Annotated in this window: 16 protein-coding genes and 1 pseudogene; 5 read left to right on the top strand and 12 right to left on the bottom strand. The window is 72.9% G+C overall.

Going from position 1 to position 19454, the window contains the following annotated elements:
- Nucleotides 1–108: 108 nt before the first annotated feature.
- Complete coding sequence (locus D452_RS0112255; RefSeq protein WP_026129226.1) at nt 109–1359, bottom strand: SWIM zinc finger family protein; 1251 nt, start codon at nt 1357–1359, stop codon at nt 109–111.
- Nucleotides 1360–1738: 379 nt separating this feature from the next.
- Here D452_RS0112255 and D452_RS0112250 point away from each other — a divergent pair, with 379 nt between their 5' ends.
- Both D452_RS0112250 and D452_RS0112245 read left to right on the top strand, forming a co-directional pair.
- A complete protein-coding gene (locus D452_RS0112250; protein WP_017544440.1) occupies nt 1739–3163 on the top strand; it encodes a cytochrome P450 family protein in 1425 nt (474 codons plus the stop codon).
- Nucleotides 3164–3476: 313 nt separating this feature from the next.
- Nucleotides 3477–4370, top strand: coding sequence for an alpha/beta hydrolase family protein (locus tag D452_RS0112245; RefSeq protein WP_040693667.1), 894 nt, complete (start codon nt 3477–3479; stop codon nt 4368–4370).
- Nucleotides 4371–4457: 87 nt separating this feature from the next.
- Here D452_RS0112245 and D452_RS28200 read toward each other — a convergent pair whose 3' ends face one another.
- Together D452_RS28200 and D452_RS0112235 are read right to left on the bottom strand one after the other, a co-directional pair.
- Nucleotides 4458–4757, bottom strand: coding sequence for a DoxX family protein (locus D452_RS28200; protein WP_017544438.1), 300 nt, complete (start codon nt 4755–4757; stop codon nt 4458–4460).
- 135 nt (nt 4758–4892) lie between these two features.
- Nucleotides 4893–5474: a TetR/AcrR family transcriptional regulator gene (locus D452_RS0112235; protein ID WP_051061301.1), complete on the bottom strand. Its 582-nt coding sequence runs from the start codon at nt 5472–5474 to the stop codon at nt 4893–4895.
- Nucleotides 5475–5562: 88 nt separating this feature from the next.
- Between D452_RS0112235 and D452_RS0112230 the strand changes: the two genes are divergently transcribed.
- Both D452_RS0112230 and D452_RS0112225 read left to right on the top strand, forming a co-directional pair.
- Entirely contained in the window at nt 5563–5970 is a 408-nt protein-coding gene (locus D452_RS0112230) for a nuclear transport factor 2 family protein (RefSeq protein WP_017544436.1), read from the top strand.
- On the top strand, nt 5967–6803 hold the full coding sequence (locus tag D452_RS0112225; RefSeq protein ID WP_017544435.1) for an NAD(P)H-binding protein: 837 nt from the start codon (nt 5967–5969) through the stop codon (nt 6801–6803). The genes D452_RS0112230 and D452_RS0112225 overlap by 4 nt, the downstream gene beginning before the upstream one ends.
- Before the next feature lie 232 nt (nt 6804–7035).
- Here the strand turns inward: D452_RS0112225 and D452_RS0112220 are convergent, their stop codons facing one another.
- The 6 genes and pseudogenes from D452_RS0112220 to D452_RS0112195 form a co-directional block, all read right to left on the bottom strand.
- Nucleotides 7036–8358 carry an ABC transporter substrate-binding protein gene (locus D452_RS0112220; protein ID WP_017544434.1) on the bottom strand — a complete coding sequence of 441 codons (1323 nt, stop codon included), beginning with the start codon at nt 8356–8358 and terminating at the stop codon, nt 7036–7038.
- Between the two features lie 11 nt (nt 8359–8369).
- Nucleotides 8370–9389 (bottom strand): annotated as a pseudogene (locus D452_RS28195) (branched-chain amino acid ABC transporter permease); the annotation flags it as partial.
- A 3-nt stretch (nt 9390–9392) separates the two neighbouring features.
- A complete protein-coding gene (locus tag D452_RS0112210) occupies nt 9393–10244 on the bottom strand; it encodes a branched-chain amino acid ABC transporter permease (protein ID WP_017544432.1) in 852 nt (283 codons plus the stop codon).
- A gap of 9 nt (nt 10245–10253) precedes the next feature.
- The gene (locus D452_RS0112205) at nt 10254–10970 is read right to left on the bottom strand and encodes an ABC transporter ATP-binding protein (RefSeq protein WP_017544431.1); all 717 of its coding nucleotides are present in this window, start codon (nt 10968–10970) and stop codon (nt 10254–10256) included.
- Nucleotides 10967–11785, bottom strand: a complete 819-nt coding sequence (locus D452_RS0112200) for an ABC transporter ATP-binding protein (protein WP_017544430.1) — start codon at nt 11783–11785, stop codon at nt 10967–10969. The genes D452_RS0112205 and D452_RS0112200 overlap by 4 nt, the downstream gene beginning before the upstream one ends.
- Nucleotides 11786–11894: 109 nt before the next feature.
- On the bottom strand, nt 11895–14696 hold the full coding sequence (locus D452_RS0112195) for an AAA family ATPase (RefSeq protein ID WP_017544429.1): 2802 nt from the start codon (nt 14694–14696) through the stop codon (nt 11895–11897).
- A 400-nt stretch (nt 14697–15096) separates the two neighbouring features.
- Here D452_RS0112195 and D452_RS0112190 point away from each other — a divergent pair, with 400 nt between their 5' ends.
- Nucleotides 15097–16281 (top strand): carboxylate-amine ligase, encoded by a 1185-nt coding sequence (locus D452_RS0112190; RefSeq protein WP_017544428.1) that lies wholly within the window; start codon nt 15097–15099, stop codon nt 16279–16281.
- A 37-nt stretch (nt 16282–16318) separates the two neighbouring features.
- On the opposite strand, the gene D452_RS0112185 is transcribed toward D452_RS0112190, so the two are convergent.
- From D452_RS0112185 to D452_RS0112175, 3 genes are read right to left on the bottom strand one after another with little or no spacing between them, the layout of a single operon-like run.
- A complete protein-coding gene (locus D452_RS0112185) occupies nt 16319–17311 on the bottom strand; it encodes a carbohydrate kinase family protein (RefSeq protein WP_017544427.1) in 993 nt (330 codons plus the stop codon).
- On the bottom strand, nt 17308–18570 hold the full coding sequence (locus D452_RS0112180) for an AGE family epimerase/isomerase (RefSeq protein WP_017544426.1): 1263 nt from the start codon (nt 18568–18570) through the stop codon (nt 17308–17310). The genes D452_RS0112185 and D452_RS0112180 overlap by 4 nt, the downstream gene beginning before the upstream one ends.
- A gap of 37 nt (nt 18571–18607) precedes the next feature.
- Nucleotides 18608–19453, bottom strand: coding sequence for an alpha/beta fold hydrolase (locus D452_RS0112175; RefSeq protein ID WP_017544425.1), 846 nt, complete (start codon nt 19451–19453; stop codon nt 18608–18610).
- Nucleotide 19454 lies beyond the last annotated feature (1 nt).

The following is a 19454-nucleotide window of genomic DNA, read 5'->3' as shown; positions in this document are numbered from 1 at the left end:
CCAGCCGGTCCCAGGAGGGGGTCTGGGGGGATGCGGCCTCGGGGGAGGCCGTCTCGGGGGAGGTCGTTCCGGGCTCGGGGGCCCGGGAGTGGTCGGTGGGGGTCGGGTTCACAGCGCGACTGCCTTTCCGTCGGCGTCCCACAGGGTCATGGGGCTCAGGCCGGTGCCGGGCGACCATTCGGCGGCGATGGTGGCGGGGCGTCCGCCGGTGGCCGCGAGGAGCCGCCACAGCTCCCCCTGGTTCAGGGGGAGGGAGGCCCCCGTGGGATCGGCCAGGTGCCAGCCCTCGGCGCGAGCGGGGACGGCGTTCTCCAGCACCACGGGCCAGGCCTCCAGCCACGGGTCCTCGGCCAGGGCCTCGGCGAAGGAGTCCAGGGCCTGGTCGACGCCGCCTCCGGGCGGGCGCGAGGCCGGTCCCTCGGTTCCCTGGCCGACCCGGACCGCTCGGCGGCCGTCCGGGTGGAAGGCGAGTTCGCCCTCGAACTCGGTGCCGGGCCGGAAGACGGAGTCGGGGGTCTGGGTGGGCCGGGCGAAGGTGAGGGAGAGGGCGAGGCGGCCGGTCGAGCCCCCGTGCAGCCACTGGCGGCGGCTACGCATGCGGTCCGGGGTGAGGGCGTCATGGTGTCCGAGCACCCGCCATGTGTCCCGCACCCGTTCCCCGCTGGCCAGGACCTCCTCGGAGCGGGTCGTGATGCCCACCCGGGAGCGCAGCACCGCCCGGAACCGGGGGTCGCCGCCCTCACCCGCGAGGTAGCCGTCGGTCAGCAGGTGCAGCATGCCCAGGCGTTCCAGGAGGCGGTCCGGCCAGCGGTCGGCCCCGCCGTTCTGGGGGAGCTGGGTGACCAGGGACGCGGCGCCGCCCGCCTTGGCGTCCACCAGGCGCTTGGCCATGCGGTCCCAGTGCTCGTAGCCGAGTTTGGGGACTTCGGCGAGACCGCCGTCCACCTGGTCGTGCAGCCACAGCCGGAGCTCCTCGAGCCCGGCGGCGACCGTCCTCTCCCGCGCACGCAGGGTGGCCGCGGCCTTGTCCGGGTCGACCGGGGCGGAGGCGGCGGCGCCGCTCGCACGCTCCTGTCGGGCGACCCTGCCGGAGAGCCACGTGGTGACCCATTCGGGCCGGTCCGCGCGCTCGGCCACGGTGTCCTGGCTCCACAGGGAGAGCAGGGCCAGGACGTGCTTACAGGGGATCTTGCGGCTGGGACAGCTGCACTTGTAGGCGGGGCCGCCGTCCCCGTCCAGGTGCGCGGCCGCCAGGTAGGGCTTGCTCCCGCTCCCCTTGCACTCACCCCAGACCGCCGAGGTGCCGCCGCCGTCGGCGACGACCACTCCGCTCTGGGGCCACGATCCCGCCTTGGCCACCTTGAGAGCGGCCTTGTGTGAAGAGGGGTCCGGAGCCAGAGCCCAGACTTCGTCGGTACTCCATCGATCGCTCACACAGGTAACTCTAGGGAGCACCAGTGACAATCCGGCGCTCTCGGGTCAGCCACCCAGCACGGGACAAAAGAGAAGAAACAAACACCGGACACGAAAGGGGGCGGCGCGAATAATCCGTTCCTGTTGAAATACGGTGACGACGATCCTAGAATGCCACGACCAGGTTGGCTCGATCCCCGGCCACCGCCCCGAAGCGATTTCGGGATCTCCCGCTTCCCCCTTCCCGTCACCATGACAGAGCCACGTCTCCTCGAAGGGAGGGAAGCGGCCCCGTGAATCCCTTTCCGGGCGTCCGCCACCCGAAATGACCACGACTCAGCACGGTGACTCCCAGAACTCGGGACCAGGCGCGGAACAGGGCGCCCAGACCCCCGGTTCCCCCTCCGCCCAGGGCTGCCCGGTCGACCACGTCCGCCTCTACGACCCCACCCCGCCCGAGGGCCGCGCCGAACTCTGGCAGGGCCTGCGCGAACGGCACGGCCCGATCGTCCCGGTCCAGCTGGATCCCGGGGTGCGCGCCTGGCTGCTGCTCGGCTACCAGGAGAGCCTCGCCGTCCTCCAGCAGCCGCACCTGTTCTCCCGCGACACCCGCAACTGGCGCGAGGCGACCGAGGGCCGTGTGGACCTCGACAACACCGTCGCGATGATGACCTGGCTGCCCAACGCCTTCTACGCGGACGGCTCCGAGCACGCCCGGCTGCGCGCGCCCATCATGGACGGGCTGGCCAGGATCGACATGACCGCGATGGCCCGCACCGTGCACCGGATCGCCGACGGGCTGGTCGACCGGTTCGTCAGGGACGGCGAAGCCGACCTCGTGGGCGACTACGCCCAGCTGCTCCCCGCGCTGGTGGCCAACCGGCTCTTCGGCCTGCCCGACAGCTACGGCCACATGCTCAACGACCTCACCGCCGTCATCTTCAGCGAGGACTCCCAGCGGTCGGAGGACTCCATCACCGGCCTACAGCAGTACTTCGCCGGTCTGGTGGCCCGCAAGGCCGACAAACCCGGGCACGACCTGACCAGTTGGATGCTCGAACGCTCCACGGACCTCACCCTGGAGGAGGTGGCCTACGCGGCGTCCCTGGTGGTCAGCGCGAGTCACATGATGACCGTCCACCTCATAGGCAACACGATGCGCACGCTGCTCACCGACGACCGCATCCGCTCCGCGAACACGGACGCACGGCTGTCCACGCACGACCTCCTGGACCACATCATGTGGAACGACAGCCCCCTCCAGCTCCTGGCCGGCCGGGTCGCGCTCCAGGACGTGCGCATCGGCAACGCGCGGGTGCGCAAGGGCGACGCCCTCTACCTCGGGGTCGACGCCGCGCACCGCGACCCGGCCGTGCGGCGGGGCAGGTCGGACCCGGACACCGGGGTGTCCAGCGGCAGCCGCGCCCACCTGACCTTCGGGGCCGGTCCGCACAGCTGCCCCGCCCGGTCGCTGGGCCGCCTCGTGGCCTCGACCGGGGTGACCGTCCTCCAGGAGCGGCTGGGCGGGCTGCGGCTCTCGGTGCCCCCGGAGGAGCTGCGCCCGCTGGCGTCGCCGTTCCTGCACGGGTCGCGGGAACTGCCGGTCACGTTCACACCCGGTCGCCTGAGCGAGCCTCCCGAGCTCCAGACCCAGGAGATGGAGCAGGTCCCGGCGGTGGCCGAGGAGGAGCAGCCGCCCGAGGACCTGTTGGGCAGGCTGCTCAGCTGGTGGCGCGGTATGGGCCGGTGAAACGGCGGTCGTCCCTTTTCGAACGCGTGAACTGGGGCGCCGCAAGCACTGGTGGTTCAACGGATGCGTGTTCACACCTTCGTCTTCATAGTGAACGCACGCCCACGGAAACGGGTGGATATCCCGTGCGTTCCCCCCGCGATTACCGACGGGAAAACGGATCCGTGGCGTCCACGGCGACCCGTGGATTCCCGCTGCGCGAGAAAAGGAAGACGACGTGAGTACCGACCATCCCCTGTCCCCCGTGTCCCCCTCACCGGTACCCCGCACCGCCCGCTCCCGCCGGAGCGCCCCCGCCCACCCGACCGCCCCGGTGCCGCGCACCCGCTCCTGGGCGGCGGCGGTCGCCGCGAAGTCCGCCCTGGTGGTGGGCCTGGCCCTGTTCGGCGCGGGTGCGGCCGTCGCCCCGGCCCAGGCCGCCAATCCGCACGAACGCGGTCCGGCCCCGACGGAGCAGAGCGTCACCGCGCCCCGGGGCCACTTCGACACCGCCACCGCCTCCGTGTCCTCGCTGGTGAGCGGCTTCGGCGGCGGAACCATCTACTATCCGACCGACACCTCCGAGGGCACCTTCGGCGGCGTGGTGGTCGCCCCCGGCTACACGGCCAGTGAGTCGTCCATGTCCTGGTACGGGCACCGTTTCGCCTCGCAGGGCTTCGTGGTGTTCACCATCGACACCAACACCCGGTACGACCAGCCGAACAGTCGGGGCCGCCAGCTGGAGTCCGCCCTGGACTACCTGGCCGACCGCAGCGCGGTGAGCGACCGCGTGGACGGTGACCGCATGGCCGTCATGGGGCACTCGATGGGCGGTGGCGGGACCCTGGCCGCCGTCGACTCACGGCCGGAGCTGCGCGCGGCGATCCCGCTGACCCCCTGGCACACGCAGAAGAACTGGTCGAGCGTGCAGACGCCCACGCTGGTCGTCGGCGCCCAGAACGACGTCACCGCGTCGGTCCGCTCGCACGCCATCCCGATGTACGAGAGCCTGCCCAGCTCCCTGGACCGGGCCTACCTGGAGCTGCGCGGCGCGAGCCACTTCGCGCCGAACGTCTCCAACACCACCATCGCGAAGTACGGCATCTCGTGGCTCAAGCGGTTCGTGGACGACGACGAGCGCTATGAGCAGTTCCTGTGCCCGCCGCCCCGCACGGGGATCGGCACCGACTTCTCCGACTACCGGGACTCCTGCCCGCACGGCGCCTGATCGGGTGGCCGGGTCGTCGCGATGAGGCCCGGTCGGGGCCGGTGGGGATCCCCTCCCCACCGGCCCTTTCCCGTGGTCGCCGTCATCTCACGCCCTGGGCTCCAGGGGCACCCACGACCAGCGGCCCCAGGCCACCAGGACCGCCAGCGCGAGCACGACCACGTTGAAGAGGACGTCGGTCTCGCCCCGGAGGAGGTGGAAGGCGATGGCGGACAGCTGGAGCCCGGCGCATCCGGCGGCGGCCAGGACGGTCAGCCCGGGCAGGACGCGGGTGAGCGCCGGGAGGAGGGCCCCGAGCCCTCCGAGGACGTCGAGCACGGACGTCACGGGGAAGAGGGCCGGTGGCGTCTCCCCGACCCAGGGGAAGACCTCGACGACCTGCGCCAACGGCGTGGCGAGGCGGGCACCAGCTCACTGGCGTCGGTGCTGCGCGCCCACCTGCCCACGGAGGACGTCGAACCGTCCCTGGCACTCCTGGTGGGCGGTGTCCTGGCCAGGACCTCCTTCCAGGCTGAGCCGCCCTCACGCACCTTCGTGGAGGACCTCGTCGATCGGGTCCTGGCCTCGTCCGGCCACCCCGGCCCCGCCTGACCGCCCCAGGACGGACCGCGCCAGTTCGCGCAGGCCCTCCCTCGGGTCCACCCCGGACTCCTCCCGTACGTACTCGACCAGGTCGCCACGCACGGCGGCCAACAGCGCGTGCGCGAGGAAGTCGGCGTTGCGCGGCCCCCGGGCCCGACTGACCAGGTCCGCCAGGTGCCGGTGGAGCCGGTCGTAGCTCTCATTGCCGTACGGGCTGGCGAAGCCCTCCTGCTCCAGCGCCAGCGCCAGCACCCGGTGTCGCCGCTTGAAGTCCCAGACACGGATCAGCAGGTCCGGCACGTTCTCGGGCAGGGCCTGGAACTCACGGGCGGCGTACTCGTCGTACAGCGCCCGGATCAGGCCACTGCGGTCTCCGAAGCCGCGGAAGACCGTACCCTTGCCGACCCCTGCGGCCCCTGCCACGGCGTCCATCGAGATCTGGTCGGGGTCGGCCGCCTCGTCGAACAGACGGGCCGCCGCCGCCAGAATCGCCTCTCGGTTACGCGCCTTGTCCGCCCGCACGGACTCCACCCCCAAAACGGACCGACAGTCCGCTATAGTCGAAACGGACCATCGGTCCGATTATGTGTCACAGCTTAGAGGAGCGACTGTGCCCGACAGCCCCACGACGGTCTTCCACCGCGCCAGCGAACACCTGCTCTCCCACGACATGCGGGCCTTCACCGCCCTGTACGCCGAGGACGCCGTGATGGAGTTCCCCTTCGCGCCCCCGGGAGCTCCCCGACGCCTCGAAGGCCGAGAGACGATCGAGTCCTACCTGGCCGGTTACACCGACAAGCTCAACGTCCTGAGCGTGCACGACGTCACCGTCCACCAGACCACCGCCCCGGACGTCATCGTCGCCGAACTGGCGGTGAGCGGACGCAGGGTCCCCACCGACGCACCCTACACAGCACGTTACGTGGCCGTTCTGACGATCTCCGGCGGCCTGATCCGGCACTACCGCGACTACTGGAACCCGCTCGACTTCGGACCGGACGCGGAGGCCGCGCTGTGACGATCCTGATCACCGGAGCCACCGGGACGACCGGCTCCCGCCTCGCCCGCCTCCTGGCCGACCACGGCGCTCCCGTCCGACGGGCCGGGCGCTCCCCCGGCGCCGACGTGCGCTTCGACTGGGCCGACCCGACCACCCACGCTGACGCTCTACGGGGCGTCCGGGCGGTGTACCTGGTGGCTCCCCCCGGCGCCACCGACCCGGAGACCCCGGTCGTCCCGTTCCTGGAGACCGCCCGCGCCGAGGGCGTGGAGCGGGTGGTCCTGCTCGGCTCGTCCGCGGTGCCGGTCGGAGCCCCGGGTCCCGGCGCGCTCGGAGCCCGCCTGGGCTCCTTCGTCCCCCACCCGGTGGTCCTGCGTCCCACCTGGTTCTCCAGCAACTTCACCGGGAACCACCCGCACGCCGATTCCCACCGGCGCGACGGTGAGATCGTGAGCGCGACCGGGCAGGGCAGGACCCCCTTCATCGACCCGGGTGACATCGCGGCGGTCGCGGCGCGTGCGCTCATGGGCGAGGTTCCGGCCGGAGCGGACCTGGTGCTGACCGGGCCGCGACCGTTGAGCTTCGACGAGGTCGCCGCCACGTTGACCGAGGCGACCCGGCGTCCGGTCCGGCACCGCCGTGTCAGCGTGGCCGAGCTGTCCCGGCTCCATCAGGGGCACGGGCTGCCCGCGCGGTTCGCGGACCTGCTGGCCGCCATGGACGAGCGGATCGCCGCCGGGGCGGAGGACCGCACGACCACGGTGGTGGAGAACGTCACCGGCAGGGCTCCCCGCTCCTTCCCCGAGTTCGTCTCGGACTCACTCGGTGCGGGGACGGGTTCTCTGGCCTAGATCCGTCGTACGGCGCACTGGACGCGCTCGTCTCGCGGGTTCCGGACCCGACCAGGCGTCCCCTCCGGAGCTACCCGGCCGTCCCCGCGTTCCCGGGGCCCTCCCGCTCCGCGGAGGAAGCGTCCGCACCCCGCCCTCCCCCACGGGAGAACGGGGTGCGGCACACAGTGAACGGAGCGGGGCGAGCGCCCCTCGGGTGCCAGGAGCCGCGACGGCTGCCGGGACTACGGGACTAGTCGTGGAAGGGCAGGTCCTGCGGGGAGAGCCGCTCGAAGTCGACCTCCTCGACGGGGCCGTCCTCGCGGTCGGTCACCCGGGCCTCCTGGACCATCTCGATGGCGCCGCCCGCCTCGAACCGCACGACGTACACGCCCTGGTGGCCGCCGTGGTCACCCTCGCTGGAGGAGAAGGGCGTGAAGCCCGGCCCCTGCCACTCCTGGGTCTCCAGGGCGTCGACCAGGGACTGGCGGGTGAGGTCCTCCCCCGCTGACATCAGGACCTGGGCGAACATGACGGCCTGGGTCATGCCGAACATGTGCGTGTTGGTGGGCGGCCCGCCGTGCCCGTACTCCTCGTACACGTCCACGAAGAAGCGGCCCCACTCGTCGTCCTCGTCCTCGACGCGCGGCATGTAGCTCGTCACGACCGCCCCTTCGAGGAAGGCGTCGGCCGGGACGCCCTCCGCGTCGGTGTCCTCGGTGAACTCGGTGAGCAGCGCCTGGAGCGTGGCGGTGTCCCCGCCGATGCTGGAGATCACCCACTGGGGCTCGTAGCCGATCCGGGCGGCCTCGAGCATGCCGAGCGCGACGAAGGCCGGAATGCAGGAGCAGACGACCACCTCCGCCCCGGCGTTCTCCAACTCCGCCATCTGCGAGCCGAGGTCGGGGATGTCCGACTCGTAGTGCTCGCGGGCCACGACCTCGTCGGACAGGTACTGGTCGAGTCCGGCCTGGGAGTCCTCGCCGACGTCGTCGTTCTGGAACAGGTAGCCGACGTCCTGCCCGGGGAAGTTCTCGGTGATGTACTCGCCCTGGATCTTGGCTTCCTTGGTGTAGTCGGTCTGCCAGCCGTAGGTGAGCGGGTGCTCCTCCGTGTTGTTCCAGGCCAGGGCGCCCGAGGCCGGGAAGACGTCGGGCACGCCCTCGTCATTGAGGTAGTCGATGACTCCGCCGTGGGTGGGCGTGCCGAGGCCGCCCACCATCGCGAAGATCTCGTCCTCGATGACCAGTTGGCGGGTGACGTCGATGGTCCGGGAGGGGTCGTAGCCGTCGTCCTCGACCCGGTAGTCGATCCGCCTCCCGTTGACCCCGCCCTGGTCGTTCACGTAGTCGAACACGGCCCCCGCCCCCTGGGAGACCGCCAGGTACCCGGGTGCGGCCGGACCGGTGAGCGGTTGGTGGGTGCCGATGACGACGGCGTCGTCCGTGACGCCCGGCGCCACGTCCAGGTCGACGTCGGCCCCCTGGCCGACCTCGCCCGCGCCCGAGCAGGCCGCGGCCAGCATGACCAGGGCCAGGGCCGGGGCCAACAGGACCCGGGTTCCGTGTTCGCGCATGGTTGTCTCCTTCACTGGGGGGTTCTCGAGGAGGTGTCGGAGCGGACCGCCCGAAGGCGGGCTCCGAGGCTTCGGAGGGCGCCGTGGACGCCGAGGGGCCAAAAGCGCAGGACGAGGATGAGGACGACGCCGAAGAACACCACCGGCAGGTTGTTCTCGGCGTTGCGTCCCAGGTTCGCCGCCCGTGCGAGGTCGGTGGCCCACACGTCCAGGTAGACGATGGCCATCGAGGCCCACAGAGCGCCCCACAGACTGCCGATGCCGCCGAGCACCAGCGCGGCGAGCAGGGTCAGCGAGAGCACGAGGGTGAAGCTGCTGGGGGTGACGGTGCCGAGCACGTAGGCCTGGAGGCCGCCTGCGAGGCCGCCCGCAGCCGAGGCGATCACGAAGGCGACGACCTTGGTGGCGCCGACGGGGACGCCCGCCATGGCGGCGGCGGTCTCGTCGTCCCGGATGGCGCGCATGCGGCGGCCGAGGCGCCCGGCGGAGATCGTGGCGAGCACGGCCAGGCCGAGCACGACCGTGGTCCACACGACCAGGGCCCGCCACTCGCTGGTGGTCACGAGTCCGTCGAGGAACGGCGGGGCCCCGGCGGTACGGATGTTGAGGCCGTTGCTGCCGCCGAGGAACGCGTGGAACCGGTGGGCCAGCCCAGGCAGGCCGACGGCCAGGATGAGTGTGGCCCCGGCCAGGTAGGGGCCGTGCAGGCGCGCGGTGGCGGCGCCGACCGCGACGCCCGCCGCCACGGACACCACGACGATGACGCCGAGGTTGGCGGCCAGCGGCAGGGTCGGCTGGTGCAGGACCAGCAGCGCCATGGAGTAGGCGCCGATCATCATGAACGCGCCGTGGCCGAGGGAGACCTGTCCGGAGCCGCCGACCAGCAGTTGGAGTCCGGCGACGGCGAGCATGGTGTACCCGACCGCGGCGATGCGCAGGGCGGTGAGGTCGCCGGTCACGGACAGCAGCCCGGCGACGGCGGCCAGGCCGAGGGCGGCCAGGAGCAGATGGCGGACGGGCAGGGGCATGGCTGGCTAGACCTTTCGCGCGGTCGGTCGGGAGAGGATGCCGTCGGGGCGCACGCTCAGGACGGCCACGACGATGACGAGGGCGGCGAGGGTCGCCAGTTCGGGCCCCAGGAACCCGGAGACGTACGACATACCGAGCCCGATGAGCAGACCGCCGATCACGGCGCCGAAGGGGTTGTCCAGGCCGCCCACCACCGCCGCCGTGATCCCGAAGACGAACACGACGTCGAAGACGTTCGGCGAGATGAACGGCGGTCCGGCGAGCATGCCCGCCAGCGCGCCGATGAGGGAGGCGATGCCCCAGCCCGCCGTGAGCATGAGGCCGACCCGCACCCCGCTGAGCCGGGCCGCCTCCGGGTGGAAGGCGGCGGCGCGCATCCGCAGTCCGAGGGGCGTGAACCGGTACAGGGCGAACAGCAGGAGGGCGACCACCCCCACCGCGACCAGGGCGAACACGTCCGAGGGGGCGAAGCGGCCCACGTAGCTGAAGGCGTAGCGGAAGCCGTGCTGCTCGTTGCCCCAGACCATGCCGACCCCACCCTGGACCACCAGGAGGAGGCCGAGGGTGACGATGATGGCGTTGAGCTGGGAGGTGCGGGCTATGGGACGGATGATGACGCGCTCCACGAAGGCGCCGACCAGCAGCCCGGCGGTGAGGGCGGCGGCGAACCCGAGCCAGTAGGAACCGGTGAGCTGGGTGACCGTGTAGGCGGTGTAGACGGACAGCAGCGCGAGCGCGGGCTGGGCGAAGTTCACCAGCCGGGTGGCCTGGTAGATGATCACCAGGGACAGTGCCAGTGCCGCGTAGGCCGCCCCGGAGGCCAGCCCGTTGAGGGTCAGGGTGACGAAGTAGTTCATGGGTCTCCCTCAGAAGCCGAGGTAGGCGTGGCGCGTTCGGTCGTCGGCCAGGAGCTCGGCGGAGGGCCCCTCCGCCACGACGCTCCCCTGGTTGAGGACGTAGCCGTGGTCGGTCACGGACAGGGCCCCGGCGGCGTTCTGTTCGACGAGGACGACGGTGAGGCCGGTGCGGTCGCGCAGGTCGCGGAGCAGGTCGAGGATGCGCCGGGTGATCAGGGGCGCGAGGCCGAGTGAGGGTTCGTCGAGGAGCAGGACGCGGGGCCGGGCCATGAGCGCGCGGCCGATGGCGAGCATCTGCCGCTCCCCGCCGGAGAGGGTGGCGGCGGCCTTCGCGCGGCGCTGCGCCAGGGGCGGGAACAGGTCCATGACCTCGTCGAGGGTGGTCCGGTCGCGTCGGTCCGCGCGCCAGAGGGCACCCAGGCGCAGGTTCTCCTCCACGGTGAGTTCGACGACCACGCCGCCGCCCTCGGGGACGTGGGCCAGGCCCCGGGTGATGACCTTCTCCGTGGGGAGCGGGGTGATGTCCTCGTCCGCGAGCAGGACCCGTCCCGAAGCGGCGCGGTGCAGGCCGGTGAGGGTGCGCAGGAGGGTGGTCTTGCCCGCGCCGTTGGCCCCTAGGACGGCGCACAGTCCGCGTTCGGGGACGGTGAGGCTGACGCCGCAGAGGGCTCGGACGGCGCCGTAGGAGGCGCTGAGGTCCTCGACGGTGAGCAGGGGCCGAGTCATCGGGGGTCCCCGTTCCGGTCGTCGGGTCCGGTGGCCGGGCCGGTGGAGGTGCCCAGGTAGGCGCGGGTGACGGCGGGGTCGGCCTGGACCTCGTCGGGGGTGCCGGAGGAGATGACCCTGCCGAAGTCGAGGACCACGACACGGTCGCAGACGTCCATGACCAGGTCCATGTGGTGTTCCACGAGGACCACCGCCATGTCCTGGCTGAGTCCCCGGATCCGGTCTGCCAGTTCGGCGGTCTCGTGGCCGGAGAGTCCGCTGGCGGGTTCGTCCAGGAGGAGCAGTTCGGGTTCGCCGGCGCAGGCCCGGGCGAGGGCGACCTGCTTCTGCACCCCGTAGGGCAGGGTGCCGGGCAGCCGGTGGGCGTGCTCCGCGACGCCGAAGCGTTCCAGGGCGGCCATGGCCCGCTCCCTGAGCTCGCGTTCGTCGCGGTGGTGCCGTCCGAGGCCGCTGACGAGGGAGAACGCTCCACCCCTGGCGAGGCGGTCGGCGCCCACCATCACGTTCCCGAGCACGGGCATCATCGGGAAGAGGTTGAGGCCCTGGAAGGTCCGGGCGATCCCGGCTCCGGCCAGGTGGTGGGTGCGCCTTCCGGGCGGCGGCGCCCCCTTCCACGAGACGGCTCCCCTGGTCGGGCGCAGCACCCCGGACAGGACGTTGAAGAGGGTGGTCTTGCCCGCTCCGTTGGGTCCGATGAGACCGACGACGGAGCCCGGGTCGACCCGGAGTCCGACGTCGTCGAGCGCGGTGAGCCCTCCGAAGCGCACGGTCACCCCGTCCGCTGTCAGGAGGTGTTCCGGTGCGGTCGTTGTCATGACTGCCTCTCTCCGGCCGCTTGCCGGATCTCATACCGACCAGTTGGTATCCTCTGGTCGGCGCGACGGGGCGCCCGCACGCGCCGTCGCGTCCGGTCCCGGGACGTGTTCAGTTCAGGAGTCGGGCCAGGTCCACTCGGGACCTGATGTTGAGCCTGCGGAAGATGCCGCGCAGATGGTGCTCCACGGTGCGCGGGCTGATGAACATGTGCGCGGCCACCTCACGGTTGGTCGCGCCCCCCGCCACCAGCTGGGCGATCTGCTGCTGTTGGGCGGTCAGGTCCCCCGTGGCAGGGGTCTGCGGGCCGCGTTCGGCGGTCCCGATGGCGCGCAGCTCGGCGCGGGTCTGCCGGACCCACAGCCGCGCCCCGAAGCGCTCGAAGGTCTCCAGCGCGTTGTACAGGTGCTCGCGGGCGCGCCCGGGCAGGCGGGACCGCCGCAGCGAGGCACCGAAGAGCAGCTGGGTGCGCGCGTGTTCGACGTCGTCGTCCCCGCAGGCCCGGTGCAGGTCGAGCGCGGTCTCGAAGTGGTCGGCCGCCTCCTCCCCGGTGGCGAGCAGACCGTCCCCGCGGGCGGCCAGGGCCAGGAGGCTCGGGCTCTCCACGGCCTCGGCCCAGCCCCGGTACCCGGCCTGGGAGGCGCGTGCCCACCCGGTCTTGCCCGTGCGGACCGCGGCCTCCACGAAGTGCGGGGCGGTGAGCAGGCGCATGGTGGGGTGCCCGTGTCCGGGGCCCGCGTGCACCAGGGAGCGCAACCGGAAGAAGGCGTCGGCGGCGTTGCCGCGTGAGAGTTCGAGGACGGCCAGGGCCCAGGAGGCCAGGGCGGAGGGCAGCCCGAGGCTCTTCTCCCCTGCCTGGGCGGTCACCGCGCGCGCCCGGATGTGGCAGGTGTCGACGTCGCCCTGGATGGCGGCGATCATCGCCAGCGAGGCGAGGTTCTGGGCGACCCAGATGGACTGGCCGGACTCGCGGGAGGCGCGCAGCCCGGTCAGTGCGGTCCCGGCGGCGGACGGGAAGCGCCCGCTCCAGAACTCGGAGAAGACCAGGAAGGCCAGTGCCGGGGGCACGAACGCGTGTTCACCTCGGGATCGGGCCGACTCCGCCGCACGGGTGGTGACCGTGCGGACGAAGGGGGCGTCCCCCAGGCGGAGGCCGCAGATCCCCGCCCACACCAGCTCCGAGGGGGCGCTCATTCCGTGTGAGAGCCGGATCGCCTCGCGCAGCAGCGGGGTGGAGTTCACGTAGTCGCCCCGGAACGAGACCGTGCACCCCTCCAGGAAGGCGGCGATCAGCCGCATCGAGGGCGGGTCGTCCGGGCGGACCAGCGGGACGGCGAGTTCGGTGGCCCTGGCATGGCGGACCGGGTCCCCCGCGTAGGAGGCGCTGTCGGCGGAGCGGACCAGGGCACGCAGGGCGAGGGTGCGGTCGTGCGGGATGAGGTCGCGGCCGACGGCGTACAGCCGCTCGGCGGCGTCGACGGCGTTGGCGTCGCACGTCTCGAACGCGGCCTCGATGAGGGCGACCACGGCCCGGCGGCGGTCGGACACCGCGAGCGGTCGGGCCCGCCCGAGCAGCCGCGCGGCGCGCTCGGGCTCTCCGGCGAGGTGGGACTCGTAGGAGGCGGTGGCCAGGCGGCAGGCGCGTTCGTCGGGGTCGGGGGTGAGGGCGGCGGCGCGCTCGTTGGTGTGGGAGGCGGCGAGCGGCCCCGCCAGGCGTTTGGCCCGCCTGGCGGCGGCCGCGATCCGGTCGGCGAGGTCGGCGTCGGGAGCCTCGGCGCCGCAGGCGGCGTGCCTGGCGAACTCGACCGGGGCGTGTTCGCGGTCGGTCACCCCGGCCAGGGCTCGGTGGGCCGCGCGCAGGCGGCCGGCGGGGGTGCCCTGGACGAGGGCTTCCCTCAGGAGCGGGTCGGGGAAGACCAGGGTGTCGCCGTCCACCCGCACGAGGCCGCGTTCCTCGGCCGGTTCGAGGGTGGACACCGAGGGTGCGGGTTCGGGGTCGTCGGGTTCGCGCGAGGCGTCCAGGAGCAGGTGGACCCGGGGTTCGGCGGCCAGCGCACCGAACAGCAGGAGCCGCCTGGCGTCGTCGGGCAGCTCCTCGTAGGGGGCGAGCTGCGCGGAGCGCAACCGCGCCGTGAGCGGGAGGGGTTCGGGCGGGGGGCGTTCGCCCCGGACCTGCTCCGGGGTGAGGGACGCCAGGAAGCCGAGGGCGGCTGCGGGGTTGCCGTGTGCGGCGCGGACCAGTCCGGTGCGGACCGGGGAGGACAGGTGGGCGGGTGCGCGGTCGGTGAGCAGGTCGTGCACCGCGCGGTCCTCCAGCGGGGCGAGGACCAGTTCGGTCACCCCCGGGACCGGACCGGCGGCGGTGGGTCGGGGGTGCCCGTCCCGGGCCGCGAACACGGCGGCGATCCGGGTCCCGGTGAGACGCCGCGCGGCGAACGCCAGGGCGTCGAGCGAGGTGGCGTCCAGGAGTTCGGCGTCGTCCACGCACAGCAGGAGGGGCCGTTCGGTGCTCGCCTCTGAGAGGAGTTCGAGGACGGCGGTGTAGAGCGGGTACCGGTCCGTGCCGGTGCCGCCGCCCCGGGTGAGGGCCTCGTGCAGGAGGTCGCGCTGGGGCGCCGGGAGTCGGTCGAGCACGGGTCTTACGGGGTGCAGGAGGCGTTGGAGGCCGGAGCAGGGGAGGTCGGTCTCGGTGCGGACCCCGCCCACGTGGAGGACGGTGAAGTCACCTGCGGTGTCGCGGATGTGGTCGAGCAGGAGGCTCCGGCCCTGGCCCGGACCACCCGTGAGGAGCACGGAAGCGCCTCGGCCGGACCTCGCGTCGCCCAGGGCGTCGGCGAGGGTCCTCCGCTCAGCGTCCCGGCCCCGGAGACGTACGCTCGGGGGCTCCGTGTACCGTTCCGTCACGTTGTTCACATTCGCACAGCGCCGCCCCGCTCCGGCAGATGTGAACGGACACACTGGTCGTTTCACCGATACCCGCCCGGTGCCGCGAGTGGCGCTCGCGCACGGGGGTTCTGGTGGTTCGCGGGTGCCGTCTCGGGGATGGTGTTCCGCAAGCGAAACCGGTGGTCACAACGGCTTTTCGGTGTCAGAAAAGTGATCCCGGTCACCCTTGTGGTGCGATTCCGGAACGCCGCACGCGTCCGTCCAGGTAGTCAGGACACCGTGCGCGGGAGCGCGCCGTCGGCGAAACAGATAAACGACACAAACGACTCGTGGATAGCTTTTTGTCCACTGCGGGACACTGTCGCCGCCGTCCTCGTGCGGGATATCCAGTGCGGGACACACTGGATCGGACAGCCGGAGGACCCGCATGGAGAACCGCTCCCTGACAGCGGACGACCGACGCATCGCCGTGGGCGCCGCGAACCGACCACTGACGTTCGGTGTGGAGGAGGAGTTCTTCGTCGTCGACCCGCGCACGCGCCGCATCCTCTCCCGCGCACCCGACGTCCTGGCCCGCACCCGCACCTTCGGCCCCCACCTGTGCGGCGAGTTCACCCGGGCCCAGGTGGAGGCCAACAGTCCCGTGTGCACCACTTCGGAGGAGGCCCGGGCGTTCCTGGAGGCCGCACGGGCCGAACTCCACCGGGCCGCCGACGGCGCGGGCCTGGTCGTCGCCGCGACCGGCACCCCGATCCTGGGCGACCCCGCGTCGGTCGCCGTCAGCGACGGCCGTCGCTACGCCGCCATCGCCACCCACTTCGGCGCCCTGCGCGACTCCCACGTGGTGTGCGGCTGCCACGTGCACGTCGGCATCCCCGACCCCGCCACCGCCGTCGCCGTCAGCGACCACCTGCGCCGTTGGCTGCCCTTCCTGGTCGCGCTGGCCGCGAACTCGCCCTTCCAGTCCGGCCGGGACACCGGTCACGCCAGCTGGCGGACGGTCACCTGGAACCGGCTTCCGTCCGCCGGACCGCCGCCGCTGATGGGCACCGTCAAGGAGCACGAGAACGCCGTCCGGGGGCTGACCTCCACCGGGGCGATCCTGGACCGCCACATGGTCTACTGGGACATCCGCCTCTCCGACCACCTCCCCACCCTGGAGATCCGGGTGGGCGACGTGGCCGCCACCGCGGAGGAGGCCCTGCTCTTCGCCACCCTCACCCGTGGCCTGGCCACGCGGGCCCTCACCGACGTGCGGCACGGGGTCCCCGCTCCCGCCGTCAACACGCACGCCCTGCGCGCCGCAGTGTGGCGGGCCGCCCGGGAGGGGCTGGAGGGGGTGGTTCCCGACCCGTTGACCGGCGAGTCCCTGACCGCGAGCGCCGCCATGGAGCGGGTACGCCGCGCCGCCCTGCCGGGCCTGGCCGTCTCCGGCGACACGGACCTGGTGTCCTCCCTGCTCGACCGCGTCCTCACCGTGGGATCGGGTGCCCACCGCCAGCGCCTGGCCTACGCGCGGCGGGAACGGATGACCGACGTGGTGGACCACGTCGTGGCCCAGACCCGCGAGGGTCTGGGGACGGTTCCCCGTCCCCGGAGCCCCCGGGCCTGAGCCCCGACGGGAGGGAGTCCGCCCGCCGGAGGGACGTCTAACCCGCGAGACGTTCCTGGATGTCGGCGGTGGTGGGCGGGTCGGCCCCCTCCCTGGTGACCGTGTGCGCGGCGGCGGTGACGGCGAAGGTCAGCAGGTCCGTGAGGTCCGCCTCGGTCAGCCCGGACAGGCGGCTCCGCGGCCGCTCGCCGAGTCTGTCGTCCAGGTCGAGGCGGCGGAGCAGGGCTCCCATGAAGGAGTCGCCCGCCCCGACCGTGTCCACGACCTCCACACTCGGCGCGGGGACCGCGGCCACCACACCGTGGGAGAGAGCGAAGGCCCCGTCCCCGCCGAGGGTGACCACGACCAGCGCCGGACCGAGAGCGGCCAGGGCGTGCGCGGCCCGTTCCGGCGTGTACTCCGGGTAGAGGAAGGCGAGGTCCTCGTCGCTGGCCTTGACCACGTGCGCCTGGGCCGCGTGCCGCAGGGCCAGCGCGCGGGCCTCGGCCGGGTCCCCGACGACATCGGCCCGGATGTTGGGGTCGAGGGAGACCGTCACCTGCCCCCGACCGTGCTCGCGCCGCAGCAGCGCCTCGATCCGCGAGGCCCCCGGTTCCCGGAACAGGGCGATCGAGGCGGCGTGCAGGGCCACCACGCCGGGTTCCAGGGTGCCGGGGAGTTCGCCGGGCTGCCAACGCCAGTCAGCGGCGTCGTCCATGCGGAAGTCGTAGCGGGCCGAACCGTCCTCGCCGAGAGTGGCCAGGGCCAGCGCGGACGGCTCCTCGGCCGCGACCAGCCCCGAGGGGTCCAGACCCCCGGTGAGGAGGCGCTCCCGGATCAGATTCCCGAAGCCGTCGGCGCCGATCCTGGCGAGCAACCGGGTGGGCGTTCCCAGTCGGGCGGCGGCCAGCGCCGTGTTGGCCGGGCCGCCGCCCGGTGCGGCCCGCAGCACGCCCGGGCCGTGCCGGGTGGGCAGCAGGTCCATGACGTTCTCCCCGACCACCACCAGCCGAGGCGTTCCGGGTTCGGTGCTCGTTGCCTCCTCGCTCACCGTGTCCCTCCCTTGCCGGGCAGGGCGGCCGCGATCGAGGTCGAGAACCCGACCTGCGGCAGCAGGGCGGCCTGGTAGGCGTGGTAGACGTCCGGCTTGCCGGCCCACACCGCGTCCGAGGGGTGGTTGCCGGGGTCGAGCTCGTGCCGCCAGCTGCCGTGCTCACGGTCCACGTGGAAGCGGTCGGCGTAGTCCCACCAGCGTTCGTACTGCTCGGTGTAGGCGGTGTCGCCGGTGCGCCGAGCCAGCACCCACGCGGCCATGGTGGCCTCGGCGACCACCCAGTGCATGCGCTGGCGCACGACCGGACGGTCCTCCCAGTCCAGGGTGTAGGCGAACCCCTCCGCGCCGTCCACCCCCCAACCGCGCCGGACGGCGTTGGCGAAGAGGTGTTCCGCGTCGGCGCGCAGCCACGCGGGGGCGGCCTCGCCCGCGCGTTCCAGGGCGAGTTCGAGGTGGATGAGCAGGCGGGCCCACTCCAGGAGGTGGCCGGTGGTGCTGCCGTAGGGGCGGAACGGGTGGTCCGGCTGGTCGCGGTTGTAGTCCGGCACCGGCCGCCACTCCGGGGTGAAGTGCTCGGGCAGGCGCCAGTCGTGCGCGGCGGCCACCCCGTGCACGAGGCGTTCGGCGATGGCCAGGGCCCGGCGGGTCCAGCCGGTGTCCCCGGTGGCGTCGGCGGCGGCCAGGAGCGCCTCCACCCAGTGCATGGCGCTGTTGGCCCCTCGGTAGGGCTCGGTGACGGTCCAGTCCGCGTCCCAGCTCTCCCGGACGCAGGCCGCCTCCTTCTCCCAGAAGTACGTGTCGAACACCCTCAGGGCCTCGTCGAGCAGGTCGCGCGCGCCCGGCCGGGCGGCGAGGGTCGCGGACGAGGCGGCCAGGACGACGAAGGAGTGGGGGTAGGCGGACTTGTCCGGGAGCTTCTGGGAGCGCTCCCGGGCACTGGTGGGATCCTCCGCCGGCACCTCGTCGAACCATCCGCCCAGCTCGGCGTCACGCAGCGGACCGGCGAGGGCCGCCAGCCCGTGGTCGGCCAACTCGGCGGCGCGGGCGTCACCGCGCAGGTGCGCCAGGGAGAACACGTGCGTCATGCGAGCGGTGATCCAGGTCTCGGTGGGGCGGTCGGGCTCCACGCCGCCCCGGGCGTCCAGCCAGCCGAACCCGTCGGGGACGGCCGCACCGGCGGCGAAGTCGACCAGCCGCCGTTCCTCCGCTCCCAACCACGCGGGGGACCCCGGCGCGGGGCGTGTCGAAGTGGTCAAACCAGTGCCTCCTCAGGCAGTCGTTCCGCCCGCCACGCTATCCCGCGCCGCGTCTCCCGGGGAAGGCTCCGCTCGCCCCTCTCCGGGCCCGGTCGGCGGCGCTGCACGTCCAGCGGATGTGCTCGGCCACGCTGAGGGGGTCGTCCGCCATCGGGATGTGTCCGACCCCCAGCAGCGACACCATGCGCGCGTTGGGGACCCGCTGGTGGGCGTGCTCGGCGCTGGAGGGCAGCAGGGTCCGGTCCCGGTCGCCCCAGGCGATGGTGACCGGACAGGCGATCGGGCGCGAGGTGAAGTCGTAGTCGGCGATCCTCGGCACCATGCGCACGTACGGCGCCCCCGGGGTGAGCCCCTGGATACCGAACCGGGTCGCCTTGGCCTCGGGTGAGGAGGGGTCGCCGCGCAGGGCGATGCGCGCGGCCGCACGCGCGGGCGGGGTGTCGGCGAGCCGCTCCTTGACCGGCATGGGCAGGTGGGTGGCGAGGTTGGCCACCGCGCCCACCGTGCGCATACCCCAACGGGCGAGCCGGTCGGAGAACCCGGCCGGTGAGAACACCGTCACCGAACCGGCCACCCCCTGGACCCCCAGTTCCAGGGCGATGGAGCCGCCCAGGGAGTTGCCCGCCAGGTGCGGCCGCTCGAACCCGTGCAGCTCGCAGAACTCCCGGATCACCCGCACCAGGCTGTGCACGTCGTAGGGTTCGTCCAGCTCCGGCGCCGGGGACTCCCCGAACCCCGGCAGGTCCACGCTGACCACCTCGTAGTCGGCGGCCAACCGGGGCGACACCGCCTCCCAGCTCTGTCTTCGATCCCCGAGCCCGTGCAGCAGGACCACGGGGCGACCGCTTCCGCGCCGTTCGAAGGCGATGCGTCTCGGGTTCATC

It is taken from the genome of Nocardiopsis prasina DSM 43845 (assembly GCF_000341265.1).
In the GTDB taxonomy this organism is placed as follows: Bacteria; Actinomycetota; Actinomycetes; order Streptosporangiales; family Streptosporangiaceae; genus Nocardiopsis; species Nocardiopsis prasina.
This window is presented reverse-complemented; position numbering and strand designations above follow the sequence as displayed.

Excerpts from the sequence above, each read along its gene's own strand:
- D452_RS0112205 (WP_017544431.1), bottom strand. The coding sequence starts at position 10,970 with ATGACTCGGCCCCTGCTCACCGTCGAGGACCTCAGCGCCTCCTACGGC.
- D452_RS0112190 (WP_017544428.1), top strand. The coding sequence starts at position 15,097 with ATGGAGAACCGCTCCCTGACAGCGGACGACCGACGCATCGCCGTGGGC.
- D452_RS0112220 (WP_017544434.1), bottom strand. The coding sequence starts at position 8,358 with ATGCGCGAACACGGAACCCGGGTCCTGTTGGCCCCGGCCCTGGCCCTG.
- D452_RS0112250 (WP_017544440.1), top strand. The coding sequence starts at position 1,739 with ATGACCACGACTCAGCACGGTGACTCCCAGAACTCGGGACCAGGCGCG.
- D452_RS0112210 (WP_017544432.1), bottom strand. The coding sequence starts at position 10,244 with ATGAACTACTTCGTCACCCTGACCCTCAACGGGCTGGCCTCCGGGGCG.
- D452_RS0112200 (WP_017544430.1), bottom strand. The coding sequence starts at position 11,785 with ATGACAACGACCGCACCGGAACACCTCCTGACAGCGGACGGGGTGACC.
- D452_RS0112175 (WP_017544425.1), bottom strand. The coding sequence starts at position 19,453 with ATGAACCCGAGACGCATCGCCTTCGAACGGCGCGGAAGCGGTCGCCCC.